Below are 15,223 nucleotides of genomic sequence, written 5' to 3'. Positions count from 1 at the left end.
CTAGAATTCAACTCTAATTCCATACTTCTCTTCACAAGACTCAATGATTTCAGCCATGTCTTGCATGCCAGATATAACTGTTTCTGAAGGCCTAGGAGGACCATTTTTAAGCATTTCTTCCATGTTTTCCATTACTGAGCTTGCTAATTTGGCATATTCATTTAGTGCATTGCTAAATTCTGAATACTTCGCAGGCTCCCATTTCTCTTGAGCTATTTTTGCGGTGCATTTACATAGCTTCTCTAGTTTTTCATATTCACCTTCATTGGTAGGCGCAATTAAGAACTGTAGGTTCTGTGAAACACTCTCTAACTCACTCAAGTTAACTTCCTTAGCTTTCAAAATTGGGGATAACAGCATAATAATTATTAAAGTAATAGTTTTCATTGGTATCTCATGTTCACCTAACGCTTGCCGTAAATGGCACAAAATAGCAGGCTAAAATTGGCGACGAAGGAGCACAAGCCTGCTGTTTTGTGTCCATGGTTTAACGGCCTTGTTAGTAGTCAGTCCCACCAATTAAACAAAGCTTCACCCATTGTTTGTGGCTTCCAATATTTAATATCAGATTCTAGCATTTTATCTCTCGCAACAAACGGAGAACCTAATTCTTCAACTGAAGCTACTCTAATACTAAATGAATTACTTAATATTAAGGAGATAAGCTCATTATCAACGAAGTTGAGTTTATGGTTCGCTCGGTCATAGTCTGAAACGAAAGCCCATTCACTCTGCTCGTTACAAAGTACATAAATCGAGAATTCACTAGTTCTAAGGTTACACGCTATGAAATTTGGAACAACATCAGGAACAAGAACATCACAGATTGAAGCATCTACTTCCCTCGCTAATCCAAACATTACTCTCCTGAACTCTGATATTTCCATATGACTACTAACAATTTAATATCGACCCAATGGGTCGTTTTTCTACCGAGCTATGGGTCATTTTTCTCATTGTACCAGTTTTATCACAATAACTAACTTGTTGCTACAAGTATATTTTTCAATCATTATAGACATTATGGAAGGGGTCAAAACGACCCACAGGGTCGCTTTCTTGATTATGGGAGAAATACAACAACACTGTATATAAATACTGTTGAATTTTAGAGCTAACTTAATGAGAGCTCGTTCACCATTTTTAAACCACATCGTCGAGTTTATGTTGACTAAGCAATATTCTCTTTGAACCGTTGATACGGATTTCTTCTTATATTCACTTTCATGGCAAGCGACACCCAGCTTCAATGGGCAATAACGAGGTTGTCGAATATCTCGACTGCCTTGTACTTAAACATAATGTGTCGCCTAAAACACAAGCGACAGCGTTAAATGCCTTATCTTTTCTGTATAAATAAATCATTAAACAGAATTTATGTCCTAATCTAACGTTTGTAAGAAGCAAGCGCCAATCTAAGTTGCCAATTGTTATGACCCCTGAGGAGGTTAAACGTCTCATGTCGTTTTTAAATAAACGATATTATTTAATTTCAGGTTTAATGTATGGTAGCGGCTTACGTATAATGGCAGCTGTTCAACTACGTATTCAGGATATTAACTTTGACTACAAATGCATTCGGTTCTGGAATAGTAAAGGGAATAAACATCAGGTGGTTACACTTGCTACAGAACTTATACCTTTGCTAAGGAATAAAATTGCTCAGGCTGATGAATACTTAAAATTAGATTCCCAAAATGAACACTTTGCTGGTGTTTGGATGCCAAACGCGCTGGCAAGAAAATATCCTAGCGCCAATAAGTCAATTGCTTGGCAGTATCTATTCCCCTCATATAAGTTAAGTGCTGATCCTGAAACTGGTGAGATTCGCCGACATCATTTTCATCAAACAGGGAGTTAAAAAGGCAGCCAAAAAAGCACAAATAACAAAACCTATAACGCCCCACACTTTTAGACATTCATTTGCTACAGACTTACTACAAAGTGGTGCAGACACCAGAACCGTGCAAGCTCAACTTGATCATTCTGATGTGAAGACCACGCAAATATATACTCATGTTTTACAGCAAGGCGCAAACGCTGTTGTTAGCCCTTTGTACAAAATTTTCTAGCTTGTTTTGGAACAGAAACAAGTTACGCCTTTAGATTCGCTGCTGGCACAAAGCAGCTACTCACTGGCAGATTAAATTCAGCTCTAAAAAGCAGATCTTACATATCAAGTTAAGACTTATTCATATTAACTAAAGTAGAAGTAACCCGGTTTATTACTTCTACCTCTGATTTAAAAAAAGCTTAAACTTCAAACTCCCCAACCATCTCGCTTAATTGCTGAGACATCTCACTCAATTGGCGGCTAGATGAATTCGTATGTTTTGCGCCTGCTTCAGTTTGTTGAGATACCGCCACAATGCCATTGATATTATCAACAATGCTATTCATGGCATCAGACTGTACTTTCGCAGAGTTTGCAACGCCTTGGCCAAAGCTTTGAATTTGCTTCACTGCACTGTCTATTTCCACTAAAGTTTGATCACATTGTTTACTCGTTATCAAACCCTTTTCAGTTGATTCCTTGCATTTTTCCATTTCACCTACCGTTTCTGATACGCCAGCATGTAGATGCTCAATAATGGATTGAATATCCTCTGTAGATTCATGGGTACGAATAGCTAAAGTTCTGACTTCATCAGCTACAACAGCAAACCCTCTGCCCTGCTCCCCCGCTCGTGCAGCCTCTATCGCCGCATTTAATGCTAACAAATTGGTTTGCTCAGCAACTTTTTGTATCACATCCAACACTTCACCAATTTGTGCTGAACTCTCTTCAAGCTTTTTTACTGACATAGAGGTCGATTCAACTCGTTGTGCGACCTGCTCAATTTGATGGGCATTATCAGCAATGTGCTGTTTACCTTGCTCAGTGAGCCCGCTTGCGTTATCAATTAACACCAAAGCATTTTGACTCTGATCGAACACGCTGTTTGCAGACTCTTTCAAATCAAGCACCTTATCTTGAACTGACTCTGTCTCTCTATTTTGTTGAGCAAGGCCCAATTGAATTTGTTGAGTGACTGCTGATAGCTCTTCAGCATGTGAAGCCAAAGACAGTGTATTTACACTGATGTTGTCGATTACTTGCCTAAACTGCGCATTACTTGCGTTGAACGCAACTGCCATTTCAGACAACTCATCCTCACCACGATGTTTCAGCTCGATGGTTAAATCTTTTTGGCTTGCAACCAATGACATGGTGCGTGTCAGCTTGTTTAAGGGCTTAGAAATATTCTTCGCGACCACCCCTGAAACAATCATTAGCAAGATAATATAAAGTAGCAGTTCAAAAGCAATGAATATCAGCTCATCTTTATACGCGTCTTCAATATCGGTTAAGTAAATACCAGTGCCGATAACCCAACCCCAGTCAGACTGGCGCTTGATATAAGACACTTTACTGGTGACTTCTCGAGAATTAGGCTTAGGCCAAGCGTATTCAACAAAACCCGCCCCCTGCTTTTCCACCTTGTCAACGAATGCGCGAAATGCAAAAGAGATAAACTCCTCTTTATGGTTCGTCATAGACAAGCCATTTAACTGCGGCTTAATCGCATGAGCTACCATGTCCCCATTTGTATCGAATAAAAAATAATAACCAGAATCAGCATAGCGAGCACTATTAACCAGCTGTTTCGCTTGAGCTTGGCGTTCTTTTTCACTCACGTTTGGAAGACTTGCGATTGCACTCACCTGTGAGCTGAGTGTTTCAATGAGATTTATCGCTTGATCTTTACGTTCAGAGATCATGTTTTCTCTTAGCTTGTTAGCCGCTGAAAACTGAATACCTATGATAATTGTAATGGCCACTAAGGTGCCCAATCGTAATTTATTCGCAACCTTTATGTTGCTTAGTAGTCGGTTGATGTTCAAAAGTACTGCCCTCAAATCTAACGAAGATCTACCTATGTTCTGTGTAGAATATTTGTTCGAATCATACACAAAACGCAATACAACAAAAGCGATTTTCAGCATCGTTCCAAAATAATTTTGATGAAAAAGCATACTCATCTGATTTGTATGGAAAAGAAATTTAGGGCCTATTTTGAGAACAACCACCAACAAAACCCAAGAATAGTACTTAAGTGCTTATTTTTGGGTTTTTATTAAAGGTACAGATAAGATTACCACAAAAAATCTAATGATTTATTATGTAAATAAAAAATATAAAACTCGTGCTTTAACGTTATAACTTTGCGCTATTTTTCCTCATGAGAGCCAAATTAAAGTAAAAATGGTGCATTCTTTGTCGTTAGTGCAAGGATAATTCTTACACTGATAATTATTCCGAATAAGTCAATAATTATTGAAGGCGAAAACCTCTACAGACTGCAACCAAATATTGATAGCAAAAGAGGCAAACTGTATAAAGGCTCGCTGAAGACATATCAAAAAACCACTACAACATTTCTACTAAAATTCTAATGGCAGATACGACAAGCTTGGGATCATCCAGTGGTATATTATGACTGACTGAACTCGACACTAGATGCATCGAATTTGGATTCTCAACGATAAGTGATGCGTGCAAAGTCCGCCACTTAGCTTTCCCTGCGGTGCTGTGCCCTATCCACCAATCGCTTTCCCCTTTCATACTAGATGAAACAATGACTGTAGGGATCATTAATATCTTACCTTTATCCAACATGGTACTTTTAGTATATTGCTGCTGTAAGACCTGCCATTCGGCATTTTGGTGCATCATTTTATTTAACTTTTGATTGTCCCTTTGTGACCAATCGAAATTAAGTCGATTTAATTCTGATAAAAACGCTTCATGGCTTGGATCAAGCAATACCAAACCCTTGACCTGCTCAGAATATGCAGTCGCATATTGCCTTGCATGTAACCCGCCATAAGAGTGGCCTAACAAAATAATATTATCTTGTATATTAAGTGCAGCCAGTAAAGCCTTTAAGCGCTTATTGGAGCTTTGTAATGATACGTTCGACCTGTTTGTCGATTCACCAATACCTGCACGTGAATATATAATTACGCGTTGATTCAGCTTTTTCAGCTCCGGTAATACAGGTAACCAATATTGCGTCCCCATGCCAATTCCTGACTCAATTACGATAGTGAATTCCCCACTGCCCATATCAATATATTCAAGGTAACCGCCGTCAAACTTCTGTAACCGAGGCTTTATATCAGCATGGCAAAAAGTGCTAAAACAAAAATAAATAAAGCATAAAAAAAGAGAAAATTTAATACCCATAAAAAAGCACTACCTTAAATTAGTGTCAACCAGCTCTAAATAAACGTAATTATAAACAAAGCCATCTCACATAAATATAAACCATACACTCAATAACAGTGGCTTTTTTAAGTTTACGGATGAACCATAGCTAACACCCAGTATGACAACCAATTGTTCAAAATTTATAAAAGGCTATATTAATATAACCTTTTATATAGATATCAAGCTTAATTGCCTGATTCTTAATATAGCGCGTTTATTACATCATCCATTGAATACGCTACAACGGGTATATGTGCTCTGTCATATTCATATCTATCAAGCTCTAACTGAGAGAACCTTGCAACAGTTAATAACTGCTCAAACCAGCTCACATATCTGGCATTATTGGGATATGCTGTCGCCGCAACCAAAATTACCCTGCTATTGAGAGTTTGATCCAATGAAAGCCTATCGTTAACTAATTGCGGTGTTACATCCCTATGCGCCCAAAAGCTGCCATCAAATGATACATGACGATGAAAATAAGGTTGCTGAGGGCTGTCTATCAACAGTGCAATTCCTACAAATAATCCAGTTAAAGAATGTCCCATCACAGTACGATTCGTCTCGTCAATTGAGTAGTCCTTCTCTATTGAGGGCAATAACTCAACTGTTAAAAAGTCAAAATAATCTTTGGCAAGTGGCCACTGTGAATACATTTCTCTATGCTTATAATCAGCATCCACGTAGTTTTCAATGCCAACAAGGATCACTTCTAATTGATTTTTATCTACACTATCCGCCACGGTCTCAAACTGCCACTCGGCATCAAGAATATAAATTACCGGAAACTTTCTATTGGATGAATGGTTGTGTGGTAGATAGAGTTTTAAGGGATAAGACACACCTGTATAGCTAGAATCGATTGGCTTCAATTGAAGCCTTTCACCAGGAGCAAACTGGCTTACAAGCTCTTGCGAAGTGGTTTCTTGTGAATTAGAGCTGCCTCCACAAGCAGCTAATACAAAAAGCGCTATAGATAACAAGCAAGTCGCTAAGTAGTGGGAGTTAGAATACATCAAGTACCATACCTTCTTTAAATTTAACGATGAGCTAAAACGTAATATATAACTTGCTGTATTTCAAAAAACATGCGCGTTAGATGACTACAGCTATGAGCTTGTTATTTTTGCTTCGTTGTAAGTTATAGAAACTATACCTACTTTAGAAACATTAGAAAGAAGGCTATCTCTGGTTTAAACAAATAAGATATAAAAGGTACGTTTAGCGCTTAATAGTGCCTAAAAGCCTTTAACTGATATTCAGTAATTAATCATTTAAATGTTATCAATTCAAATTTAGGGGCGAGCTTATTTAAGCTCCCCCTAGACGCGGAGTTCAAAAACTCACTGGGGTTAACCAAATTAAACTGTATTAGCTAGGCGTAAAGCCGATAAATTAATAGCCTGTTTCATAAGTCGCATAAGCTGTATTTGTTCTTTCCCATGTACCATCTTTATAAAGAATTAATGCCGACGCTGAAGCACCTGCATAGGCACGTATAGTTACATTACAGCTCGTGCCGCCACTACAACGAGCTGAACCACTCCACTGAACTTCTTTAATAGGCTTAGTTACATTTTTTAGGTAAAAACGTCCTGATGTAGAATTACCGAAAGACATATCAATACCATCACAGTGTGACGTACCATTCCCCCAGGTGTGATTAGTTGTATTACCTTTTGGGTAGACATCACACACAAGTTCAGCAGACAAAGCTGAGCTAGCGAAGAAAGTACCTGCAAGAAGTGTGAAAGCTTTCATAGTTGTTTTCATTTTAAATACCTTTTTATTATTTTGTTTTAACGCTTATGCGCATTAACAAATTAGTAAATTAACGCTCGCTCAGTCAACTCCCCAAAAAATGCGTTAACACTATAAAAAAGTATTGTTACCGACAATCAAACCAATGAATTATATAAGAATTTTAAATTAAAAATAAAATATTTTATAATGGGAAGTTACTTTTTCGCAATATGCGTGAATTATTAGCACTCTTTGAATCTACTGATAAAAAATAAATTATCTAAAAATAAAAGTTCAAAAAAAACATAGATCACTGAAAACAAAAGTAATAAATAAAACATATAAGCAACAATTATTTTATAGATGAACTTTCAACATAAAAACGACTCATAAAATAATATCGATGACTTTATTGTTGCTTTTTTATCTCTATATCTAGCCCAAAGATAAGTCGTTAAACATGCAGTTACAACTGTAACTGAGTACCTTCGCAATGAATAAATATTGAACAAAAATCGAAGAGTTCACCAAAATGAAGATAAGGTTAAGATAGGAAGGTGTCTAATATCAATCCGATACATTAAACATAATTAAAAGCGAGTAGCCCTACCTCCCCCTTAATTAAGGAGTGGCTAAAGTTGGTAATAAACCAGAAAAAATACTTTATTTAGTTTCCTCATTTGACGAAATCTTTGCAAGTACACACTATTCATTTAGTTTTTTTGATTAGCAGATGAGATCCTTAAGTCTATGATCTGCATTTCGAATCTATAAAAGTTAACCAAGCTAAATCTTTTCTTTAACCCCCCACTCCCTCTCAAACTAAAACAGCTTGTGTAATAGCATGTAATAGTGAATTTGCTCTCTAACGTTTAACTTAAAATTAGTTATTTTTTAACGCACAAAATAATTTCAGTTAAGTGAGATCTATGAATGTGTTAAAGAGCTCAGCTAAAACATTATGAATAATTTTATAAAAATAAAATGGAGTGCGCTGTTATATAAGAATGACATATGCACACATTTAAAAACTAATAATAACTTATATCCATAGGAGGATAGGAATACGGAATAGTTAAATAAAAAATTAAAAAACCACCAAAAATTATATTCAACAATTCCTGGGAAGTAAAATTAAAAAACCAGTTTCATATAAATTAATTAAAAATTAAAACATATAATTAAGGAAGGAAGATATGTATAAATCAGAAATAAAAAAACAAAACAAAGAACGTACTTGTTATCACTAGTGATCATGATAAGTTTTCAATAATAGAAGAAATTTTAACAAAAAAAAATTACAATATCGCTTTTTCCAATCTAGTTGCGCTAAAGAATATCAGTCCACCACTTGCAACAAATTTGATTATTGTAGATACACTTGATCTATCTATCAGTACTATTAAACATACCACTCAACAGCTCTCTCAATACTTCAATGCCAGCAGTATCCCTATCCCACCGATACTTGCAATTGTCCATACTGGCTCACTATTCAAACACACAATATATAAATTAGGTATACAAGATTACTTAAGTTACCCAACAATTGCCGAAGAGCTAATCTATCGAGTGTATCAAGCCTCATCAAAGCCCTTTACTATCTGTCATAAAGCAGCACAACTATGCTCCAACAGCGTAACGACGTCTGAATCAGAGTTAAAGCTCATAGAGAGAACAACTTCTTTTTTAATACCTAGACTGACACAAGACATAACTCTCAAAGCGCTCACAAAAAAAGTTGGCACAAACAGAAATAAGCTCAATTACGCCTTTAAATCTTACTTTGGAGCAACTGTATTTGTCTGGTTACGCGAACAGCGCATGAAAAAAGCCGCGGAGCTTTTAGAGTCTAGCGAACTCAACATTACTCAAATATCTGAACAAGTGGGTTACCCAGACTCAAACAATTTTTCTACTGCATTTAAAAAAGTATTTCATTTGTCACCATTACAATACCGAATTAATCAGCAACAAAATATGCACGAAGCAAAGAAACCTGTGCGTAGATTAAAGGCCAAAAGACACCTGAATACATAGACTTTTTTACTCAAATAAAGCTGGTTTCTACCACAAAATCTCCCCAACAGCTGTATTTTAGCACTGGATGCATATAACGATGGGACCAGCTTTCTTTTAGTCTATTAAGGAGGCCAAAATGTCAAGTTATTACCAACAAAAACCATCGAATGCACAAAAGAAAACGCATCAATGTGACAAAAGTAATCTATTGATCAAAGAAATACAGAACAGCCCTATTAATTATTGGCAACTTTGGCATAACTATGAAGCAAAGTTGTTTAAATATTGCTTTTATCAATTAACTAACAGAAACCATCATGATGCTGAAGATTTATGCCGAGATACGTTATTAAAGTCATATGAAAAAATAATGTCGGCAAATCCAGATATCCCTTTTCAGAACTGGCTGTTTAAGCTCGCAAAAAACACATTTTATGATCAATTAAGAAAGCAACAAACTCATCTTAATTACCAAGCTAGCACAATTGAAATAGAGGCCTATGAAGAAGATGAGTTATTTAAGAAGACTTTCAATAAAAACATAGTTTCCTTCATCAAACATAGCCTTAATCACTTCCCAAAGCAAAGTGCTGACATTGCGATCGATTACTTTTTTAATGAAAAAGAATATAAGCAAATTAGCATAGAAAGAAACATTACAGAATCGCAGGCCCGAAAAATAGTATTTAATAGTAGAAACAAGATAAAGCCAGCAGTCTTTAGATTGATAAACAATTAAAAGAAAAAACCAGGGTTTATATAAAAACCAAATAAAATTAAATTTACCATTAAAAAACCCGGAACAAAACCAGATGTTAAAACGTATATAAAGTACAAGCCAACTTACTAAAAAGTAAATATATAAATTTTCGTAAATTTAGGAGGTAAAATGTTTTGTGATACAAAAATAACCTATATAAATAGGTCTCTAAACAAAGATTTGCCAAAGATATTTGTATTTGCAACAAATGAAATCCCATCATTTAGCGCTTTACAGCATGGGATTGCTTGGAAAGTGATTGAAAATATTGGTCAAGACTCGATTTGTCGATTCGAATACCCTGTCGAAACACAAGTTTTCGCATCTTGGGATAATGACTGTAATCGAACAAAAACCCTTAACTGCTCAGTAGGTAAACGTTACACCGTAACAGAAAACAATTCTGGTATTGTGTTAATTGAAAACGGTAACGCACTTAAAAAAGATGAAATAGAGCTCACTAACAACATTAAAGTACAAAATGGTGTTAGTGCTTACCTTAGTAAAAACGGTAACAACCTAGTTAAGAAAAATACAGTCGCATATGGGCAAAAAGCCTCATTCAAAATACAACGAAAGCTATATTGGGGCATAGCATCTGAAATTGAACAGTCAGAAGCAATTAGCTCTGCGGTTCTGGATTCAGAATCATTTTTTGTACAGAACTTGGACAGTGTCTCCGCCGCGACAGTCTCTTTGAATGGCAACCCTAAAGAAGGCTACATGTTCAAAATTGAAGAACAAGAGTAACTTAAAGGACAAAAGATGACGACACGAATCAAATTTATCAACCGATCGATGAATTACAATTTACCTCAAATTTTTATCACTGCTGAAAATGGAATGTCTGCCATCGATACGATTACTGATGGCATTGCATGGCGAGTCATAAAAGGGATAGGTTGTGGCTCTGTATCACAATTTAACTTTAATTCTAGTTTTAGCATTAGGGCAAGTTGGGATAAAGGTAAAAGTTTAACTAAGACCTTACCAGCTCAATTCGAAGGGCAATATGCTGTAATGCAGAACAGCACGGGGATCATACTAGAAAAGGTTGGTAATGCAGCTACTCAAGGTTGTATTGAGCTAATCAATCACATTCATGAAGATAATGGCGTGTTAGCCCAGCTTTATAATGATGGCAAGCTAATTATGGGGAAAAAGAATGTTGGTTACAAACAGAGTGCCCTATTTAAGCCCAGCCAGAAACTTTACTGGGGCCTAGCGTCTGAAATAAAAGAAGGTAAATCACTGACCTCTAAGTCCGCTGTTTTAAACACTAACAGTCTGTTTGAATTGGACTTATCTGGCGTATCTGATGTCTTAGTATCCCTCAATGGCAATGCGAAGGAGGGTTACTACTTTCAAGTTGAAGAACAAAGATAAACTTGGCTTCAATTTACATGAACAGCTTAGAATTATGTGGCATTAAACTCAGCCAAATTAACCGGCTATGCCCCCAAAGTGGTGTCTGGTATTACAGTTTACTCAAAAATGGAAATATACAAATAAGCTCTGGACTTGCAGAGCTGAGCCAAACTGACATTAATACCATAAAAAAAAAGCAGCCCAATTAGGTGGCAAAGCCCGCCCTCTCTTTAAACAGAAACTCCAACAAAACCTAAGGAAACATCAAATGAGTAACTCAATCGTGATCAGCTCTAAGTATGTAGTAACAGATCCTGATAGCTTTAAAGCATCATTAACTGAAAGCCTAGGCTCAGAGGCCAATTTACAAAAAAGTATCAAATCTAAGTTAGAGCAAGTTGCACAAGAAGCCAAAGAATCCATGCCCCAAGGTGGTAAAGTCTCCATTGATTCAATGATTAAAACTGAGGCTAGTAATGGCAACGAACCTATTCAACTAGACGTCAAAGATAATGTATCCACTCTGACAGTCTCGGAGTCTTTCAATTTAACGCTTGAAGTAATAGTAACAGACGCATTGACGCTAGATAGCGATGTTAATACTAAGGTGTCTTACACCAAAAGCTACCCACTTAGTGGCCAATCAGTATCAGGCATCGCCAACGTGATTACCGCGTTAAATACATTCCCCGAAGGCAAGAAGTTTGACAACGAACTTATTTCGGTGGAGTTAAAACCTAGCGATACAAACAATAGCCAAACTAACCAATAACCTTATATTTATCAATATCCCAACTCAACACAAAAAGGAAATATTATGCCTTCAAATATTGAAATCACTTATATCAATAAATCTATGAACAAAGATCTACCTAAAATTTTTGTTTTCACTAAAAATGAAACTCCTACTTTTGATGCCTTGAAAGAAGGTGTTGCTTGGCGTGTTATACCTGATATTGGCCGTGCATCATCTAGCACATTTGTATTCCCAGTAGACACCAGCGTTGGTGCAACTTGGCAAAATGGTCAAAACAAAACGCAAAAGCTAGAGTCAATTATTGGTAAGCGGTATACCGTGAGTAAAGACGATACAGGTGTCGTACTTGCCGCCAATGGTAATGCATCAGATACTAAGTCAATTGATGTAAACAACGATGTCAATGTACCAAACGGTATCAGTGCTCAGCTATATAAAGATGGCAAGCTGATGATGGAAAAGAAAATCGTAGGCTTTGGTCAAAAAGCCACTTTTGTCCTCAAGCCTAAGCTCTACTGGGGTGTTGCCTCTGAAATCGAAGAAAGCCAATTACTTAATTCCGCTGTATTAAACACTGACAGCTTTTTTGAACAAAACTTAGAAGGAGTGAGCAAAGCAACCGTTTCACTAAACGGTAATGCCGAAGAAGGTTACAGCTTTAAAGTTGAAAGCCAAGAATAATAAAGCGTATTTAACCATAACCTCTATATCAATTAAAAACAGACATCATTCCCTACAACTTAGCATGCTTAACACAGCAGCTTATAGCCAATCAAAATAATACCTACTTGTAATAGCAAATTTTTGCTTGGTCCTTAGCCGAATTTTGTCTGAATTTTAGTTAGGTAAAAAAACTATTTATTGAAAGAAAAAAGTCTACTTGAAAATAGGAGAAACAATATGTCAACAATCACTGCTGCGAACTATGACCAAGATAAGTATAGAACGCCTATCGAACAGCCTAGTGATAACCAGTTAGTTGGTAACGTAACCATCACACTTAAAGAGCCGCCAATTGGTCAACCAAACTTTGTTGTAAATGATAATGTAATTGTCTATCGAGTGCATGATGGTGGAATGCAAAAAATCCGTGGCATCGTAAAAACTGTGTACGGTCCATCTAAATACAAAGTTGAACTCGCGTAATTAACAAAAGGTATAAATTCGCTACCGTTAGTCTAATTAAAGTGCGAAATTTCGTTTGTTAAAATATAAAAAGTTAAAATTAATATAAAACCTAATTTTAACACTAGAAACAATCAATCTATGCACTCTCCTCCCACGTATTATTACGTTAATTAAAAACTGCTAAATTTTATAAATTTTCAGCATGATTACTTATAATCAACCTCTGAGGAGAGTCGTAATCTATTCACATTGGGTAAAGATATATAACTTTTTCACTGAGCTTTGCATGATGAATTAAAAGTCAAACTAGTTGAATATAATCTCCCAATAAATAACACTCTAATGCGTTAAGGAAAAGACATATGGCATTTCCTATATCAGAAATACAATACAACAAACTATTTCCTAATCGAAATGACATTTTTACTTATCAGGCTCTAGTTGAAGCAGCCTCTAAATATCCAGAATTTCTCAATGAAGGAACAGATGATACGCGATTAAACGAGCTTATCGCATTTTTAGCAAATGTTTCTCACGAAACGACCGGCGGTTGGCCTACAGCGCCGGGAGGGCCATACGCTTGGGGATTACACTTTGCTCAAGAGGTTGGATGCGAAACAGGCAATTGTACTCAATACACTGATCAAAACAGCCGTTTCAAACCTGAACCAGGTCAAACTTATCAAGGGCGTGGTGCAATACAGCTATCATGGAACTATAACTACGGGCAAGCTAGCGAAGCAATTTTTGGCGACGCATCTGTCTTATTAAAGGAACCAAGCCTAGTTGTACAAGAGCCAATACTAGCATGGCAAACCGCTATTTGGTTTTGGATGACACCACAACCACCTAAACCCTCATGCCATGAGGTTATGGTTGGGAATCCTTCTGCTTATGATGGTGATCTTTTTGGTGAAACAATTAACATCATTAACGGTGGTGTTGAGTGCGGAAAAGGAATGAACCGACAACTTGAAAATCGAATTGGGTTTTACAAACATTTCGCAACTCAGCTAAATGCAAATGTTCCCCCGACATTAGGGAGTTATTGCGCTTTCAAAAAGTAGTTTTCTCCTAAGTCTGATCATATATGCCTAGTGACAACTAAAGCTCACTTTTGAGCTTTAGTCATTTTACTTTGATTAATAGTAATTACTTGCCGTCCCAGTCAAAGCATATATAAAGTTATACATATCTGAAACTTTAAATAAAAGCCAACAAACTTTGCGTATCATACTGTAATAATAGGAATTTAAATTTATGGATAAAGACATCCAGCTTGTTAGAATGCCAATTTTATCAACAGCCAACAATGAAATAATCGGCTTTGAAGTACTACTTAGGATGTTTCATGGCATTCCTGTTACCATATTTAACCTACACCCTGAATTATATGCAGAGCTATCATTTGAACTACTAAAAGCGATATTCACTAAGGACAAGCTAGGCTTAATTAGAAACTCTGAACAGTTATTGTTTATAAATTTCACAATTCCACAGCTCTTATCTGAAGGTACACTAAGATTTTTAATTTCTCTAGATGAAAAAGAAACAATATTAAATAATGTTGTTATTGAAATAACAGAACATGAACTTCTGAACCAAAGTCAGGAAGTTATAGAGAGGATATTACTATTAAAAAAGTTCAACTGCCGATTCGCTGTCGATGATTTTGGTAATAAAAACTCAAATTTTTATAATGTTTTTGAGCTAAAGCCTGATTATATAAAACTAGATGGAAACATGGTACATCGATATAGTATGGAAAAAGAACCTGCTCCACTGGCTAAATTAATTCAACTTTGCCATGAATTAAATATAGAAGTTATCGCAGAAGGAATTGAAAATAAAGAAATGTACGATACGCTCTCCAATATATCTTCTGATTACTTACAAGGCTACTATTTTGGCCTGCCAGAACAAATCAGATAGCTACAGGGAAATAATTTAAAATACAACTAATGCGCTGGACTCCACACCCAACAGTGACGCCCTCCTGATATAACATCAACCCAAAGCCATAGATGGTTTGCGCACTCTATCTACTCACGTGAGAGTAAGCTTACTCAAATACACTGTAAACCTAAACTGTAAAACAGACCGGACCACACAAGAGTTTAACTTAAAAAAAACAACTTAGAAACATAACATCTTACTTCCCAAATTAGGGATTGTTAATCGAGCCACA

Annotated in this window: 15 protein-coding genes and 1 pseudogene; 10 read left to right on the top strand and 6 right to left on the bottom strand. The window is 36.3% G+C overall.

Features of this window, described 5'->3' with window-relative positions; translation table 11 throughout:
* A complete protein-coding gene (locus QNM16_RS00885; protein ID WP_284018713.1) occupies nt 1-321 on the bottom strand; it encodes a hypothetical protein in 321 nt (106 codons plus the stop codon).
* 185 nt (nt 322-506) lie between these two features.
* On the bottom strand, nt 507-860 hold the full coding sequence (locus QNM16_RS00880; protein WP_284018712.1) for a hypothetical protein: 354 nt from the start codon (nt 858-860) through the stop codon (nt 507-509).
* A 262-nt stretch (nt 861-1,122) separates the two neighbouring features.
* Between QNM16_RS00880 and QNM16_RS00875 the strand changes: the two are divergent.
* Nucleotides 1,123-2,072: pseudogene (locus tag QNM16_RS00875) on the top strand (integron integrase).
* A 181-nt stretch (nt 2,073-2,253) separates the two neighbouring features.
* On the opposite strand, the gene QNM16_RS00870 reads toward QNM16_RS00875, so the two are convergent.
* From QNM16_RS00870 to QNM16_RS00855, 4 genes are all read right to left on the bottom strand, one after another.
* Nucleotides 2,254-3,822: a methyl-accepting chemotaxis protein gene (locus tag QNM16_RS00870; protein WP_284018711.1), complete on the bottom strand. Its 1,569-nt coding sequence runs from the start codon at nt 3,820-3,822 to the stop codon at nt 2,254-2,256.
* Between the two features lie 589 nt (nt 3,823-4,411).
* On the bottom strand, nt 4,412-5,230 hold the full coding sequence (locus QNM16_RS00865) for an alpha/beta fold hydrolase (RefSeq protein WP_284018710.1): 819 nt from the start codon (nt 5,228-5,230) through the stop codon (nt 4,412-4,414).
* A gap of 224 nt (nt 5,231-5,454) precedes the next feature.
* Nucleotides 5,455-6,273 carry an alpha/beta hydrolase gene (locus QNM16_RS00860; RefSeq protein ID WP_284019880.1) on the bottom strand — a complete coding sequence of 273 codons (819 nt, stop codon included), beginning with the start codon at nt 6,271-6,273 and terminating at the stop codon, nt 5,455-5,457.
* Nucleotides 6,274-6,652: 379 nt separating this feature from the next.
* Nucleotides 6,653-7,030 (bottom strand): hypothetical protein, encoded by a 378-nt coding sequence (locus QNM16_RS00855; RefSeq protein ID WP_284018709.1) that lies wholly within the window; start codon nt 7,028-7,030, stop codon nt 6,653-6,655.
* A gap of 1,332 nt (nt 7,031-8,362) precedes the next feature.
* Between QNM16_RS00855 and QNM16_RS00850 the strand changes: the two genes are divergently transcribed.
* The 9 genes from QNM16_RS00850 to QNM16_RS00810 all read left to right on the top strand — a co-directional run bounded on the left by QNM16_RS00850 (nt 8,363) and on the right by QNM16_RS00810 (nt 14,967).
* A complete protein-coding gene (locus QNM16_RS00850) occupies nt 8,363-9,040 on the top strand; it encodes a helix-turn-helix domain-containing protein (protein ID WP_284018708.1) in 678 nt (225 codons plus the stop codon).
* Between the two features lie 118 nt (nt 9,041-9,158).
* The gene (locus QNM16_RS00845) at nt 9,159-9,761 is read left to right on the top strand and encodes a sigma-70 family RNA polymerase sigma factor (protein WP_284018707.1); all 603 of its coding nucleotides are present in this window, start codon (nt 9,159-9,161) and stop codon (nt 9,759-9,761) included.
* A gap of 150 nt (nt 9,762-9,911) precedes the next feature.
* Nucleotides 9,912-10,532: a hypothetical protein gene (locus QNM16_RS00840; RefSeq protein WP_284018706.1), complete on the top strand. Its 621-nt coding sequence runs from the start codon at nt 9,912-9,914 to the stop codon at nt 10,530-10,532.
* A gap of 15 nt (nt 10,533-10,547) precedes the next feature.
* The gene (locus tag QNM16_RS00835) at nt 10,548-11,168 is read left to right on the top strand and encodes a hypothetical protein (protein WP_284018705.1); all 621 of its coding nucleotides are present in this window, start codon (nt 10,548-10,550) and stop codon (nt 11,166-11,168) included.
* A gap of 250 nt (nt 11,169-11,418) precedes the next feature.
* Nucleotides 11,419-11,922 carry a hypothetical protein gene (locus QNM16_RS00830; RefSeq protein WP_284018704.1) on the top strand — a complete coding sequence of 168 codons (504 nt, stop codon included), beginning with the start codon at nt 11,419-11,421 and terminating at the stop codon, nt 11,920-11,922.
* Nucleotides 11,923-11,967: 45 nt separating this feature from the next.
* A complete protein-coding gene (locus QNM16_RS00825) occupies nt 11,968-12,588 on the top strand; it encodes a hypothetical protein (RefSeq protein ID WP_284018703.1) in 621 nt (206 codons plus the stop codon).
* A 219-nt stretch (nt 12,589-12,807) separates the two neighbouring features.
* Nucleotides 12,808-13,053: a hypothetical protein gene (locus tag QNM16_RS00820; protein ID WP_284018702.1), complete on the top strand. Its 246-nt coding sequence runs from the start codon at nt 12,808-12,810 to the stop codon at nt 13,051-13,053.
* A gap of 344 nt (nt 13,054-13,397) precedes the next feature.
* The gene (locus QNM16_RS00815; RefSeq protein ID WP_284018701.1) at nt 13,398-14,102 is read left to right on the top strand and encodes a chitinase; all 705 of its coding nucleotides are present in this window, start codon (nt 13,398-13,400) and stop codon (nt 14,100-14,102) included.
* 193 nt (nt 14,103-14,295) lie between these two features.
* Complete coding sequence (locus QNM16_RS00810; protein ID WP_284018700.1) at nt 14,296-14,967, top strand: EAL domain-containing protein; 672 nt, start codon at nt 14,296-14,298, stop codon at nt 14,965-14,967.
* The last annotated feature ends 256 nt before the right edge of the window (nt 14,968-15,223 follow it).

Source organism: Pseudoalteromonas umbrosa (assembly GCF_030125375.1).
Classification (GTDB): domain Bacteria; phylum Pseudomonadota; class Gammaproteobacteria; order Enterobacterales; family Alteromonadaceae; genus Pseudoalteromonas; species Pseudoalteromonas umbrosa.
The sequence above is the reverse complement of the archived record's forward strand: the minus strand, read 5'-3'. Positions and strand labels throughout refer to the sequence as shown.

Coding starts and splice junctions, on each gene's coding strand:
- QNM16_RS00880 (WP_284018712.1), bottom strand. CDS start 860: ATGTTTGGATTAGCGAGGGAAGTAGATGCTTCAATCTGTGATGTTCTT.
- QNM16_RS00865 (WP_284018710.1), bottom strand. CDS start 5,230: ATGGGTATTAAATTTTCTCTTTTTTTATGCTTTATTTATTTTTGTTTT.
- QNM16_RS00860 (WP_284019880.1), bottom strand. CDS start 6,273: ATGTATTCTAACTCCCACTACTTAGCGACTTGCTTGTTATCTATAGCG.
- QNM16_RS00855 (WP_284018709.1), bottom strand. CDS start 7,030: ATGAAAACAACTATGAAAGCTTTCACACTTCTTGCAGGTACTTTCTTC.
- QNM16_RS00845 (WP_284018707.1), top strand. CDS start 9,159: ATGTCAAGTTATTACCAACAAAAACCATCGAATGCACAAAAGAAAACG.
- QNM16_RS00840 (WP_284018706.1), top strand. CDS start 9,912: ATGTTTTGTGATACAAAAATAACCTATATAAATAGGTCTCTAAACAAA.
- QNM16_RS00835 (WP_284018705.1), top strand. CDS start 10,548: ATGACGACACGAATCAAATTTATCAACCGATCGATGAATTACAATTTA.
- QNM16_RS00830 (WP_284018704.1), top strand. CDS start 11,419: ATGAGTAACTCAATCGTGATCAGCTCTAAGTATGTAGTAACAGATCCT.
- QNM16_RS00825 (WP_284018703.1), top strand. CDS start 11,968: ATGCCTTCAAATATTGAAATCACTTATATCAATAAATCTATGAACAAA.
- QNM16_RS00820 (WP_284018702.1), top strand. CDS start 12,808: ATGTCAACAATCACTGCTGCGAACTATGACCAAGATAAGTATAGAACG.
- QNM16_RS00815 (WP_284018701.1), top strand. CDS start 13,398: ATGGCATTTCCTATATCAGAAATACAATACAACAAACTATTTCCTAAT.
- QNM16_RS00810 (WP_284018700.1), top strand. CDS start 14,296: ATGGATAAAGACATCCAGCTTGTTAGAATGCCAATTTTATCAACAGCC.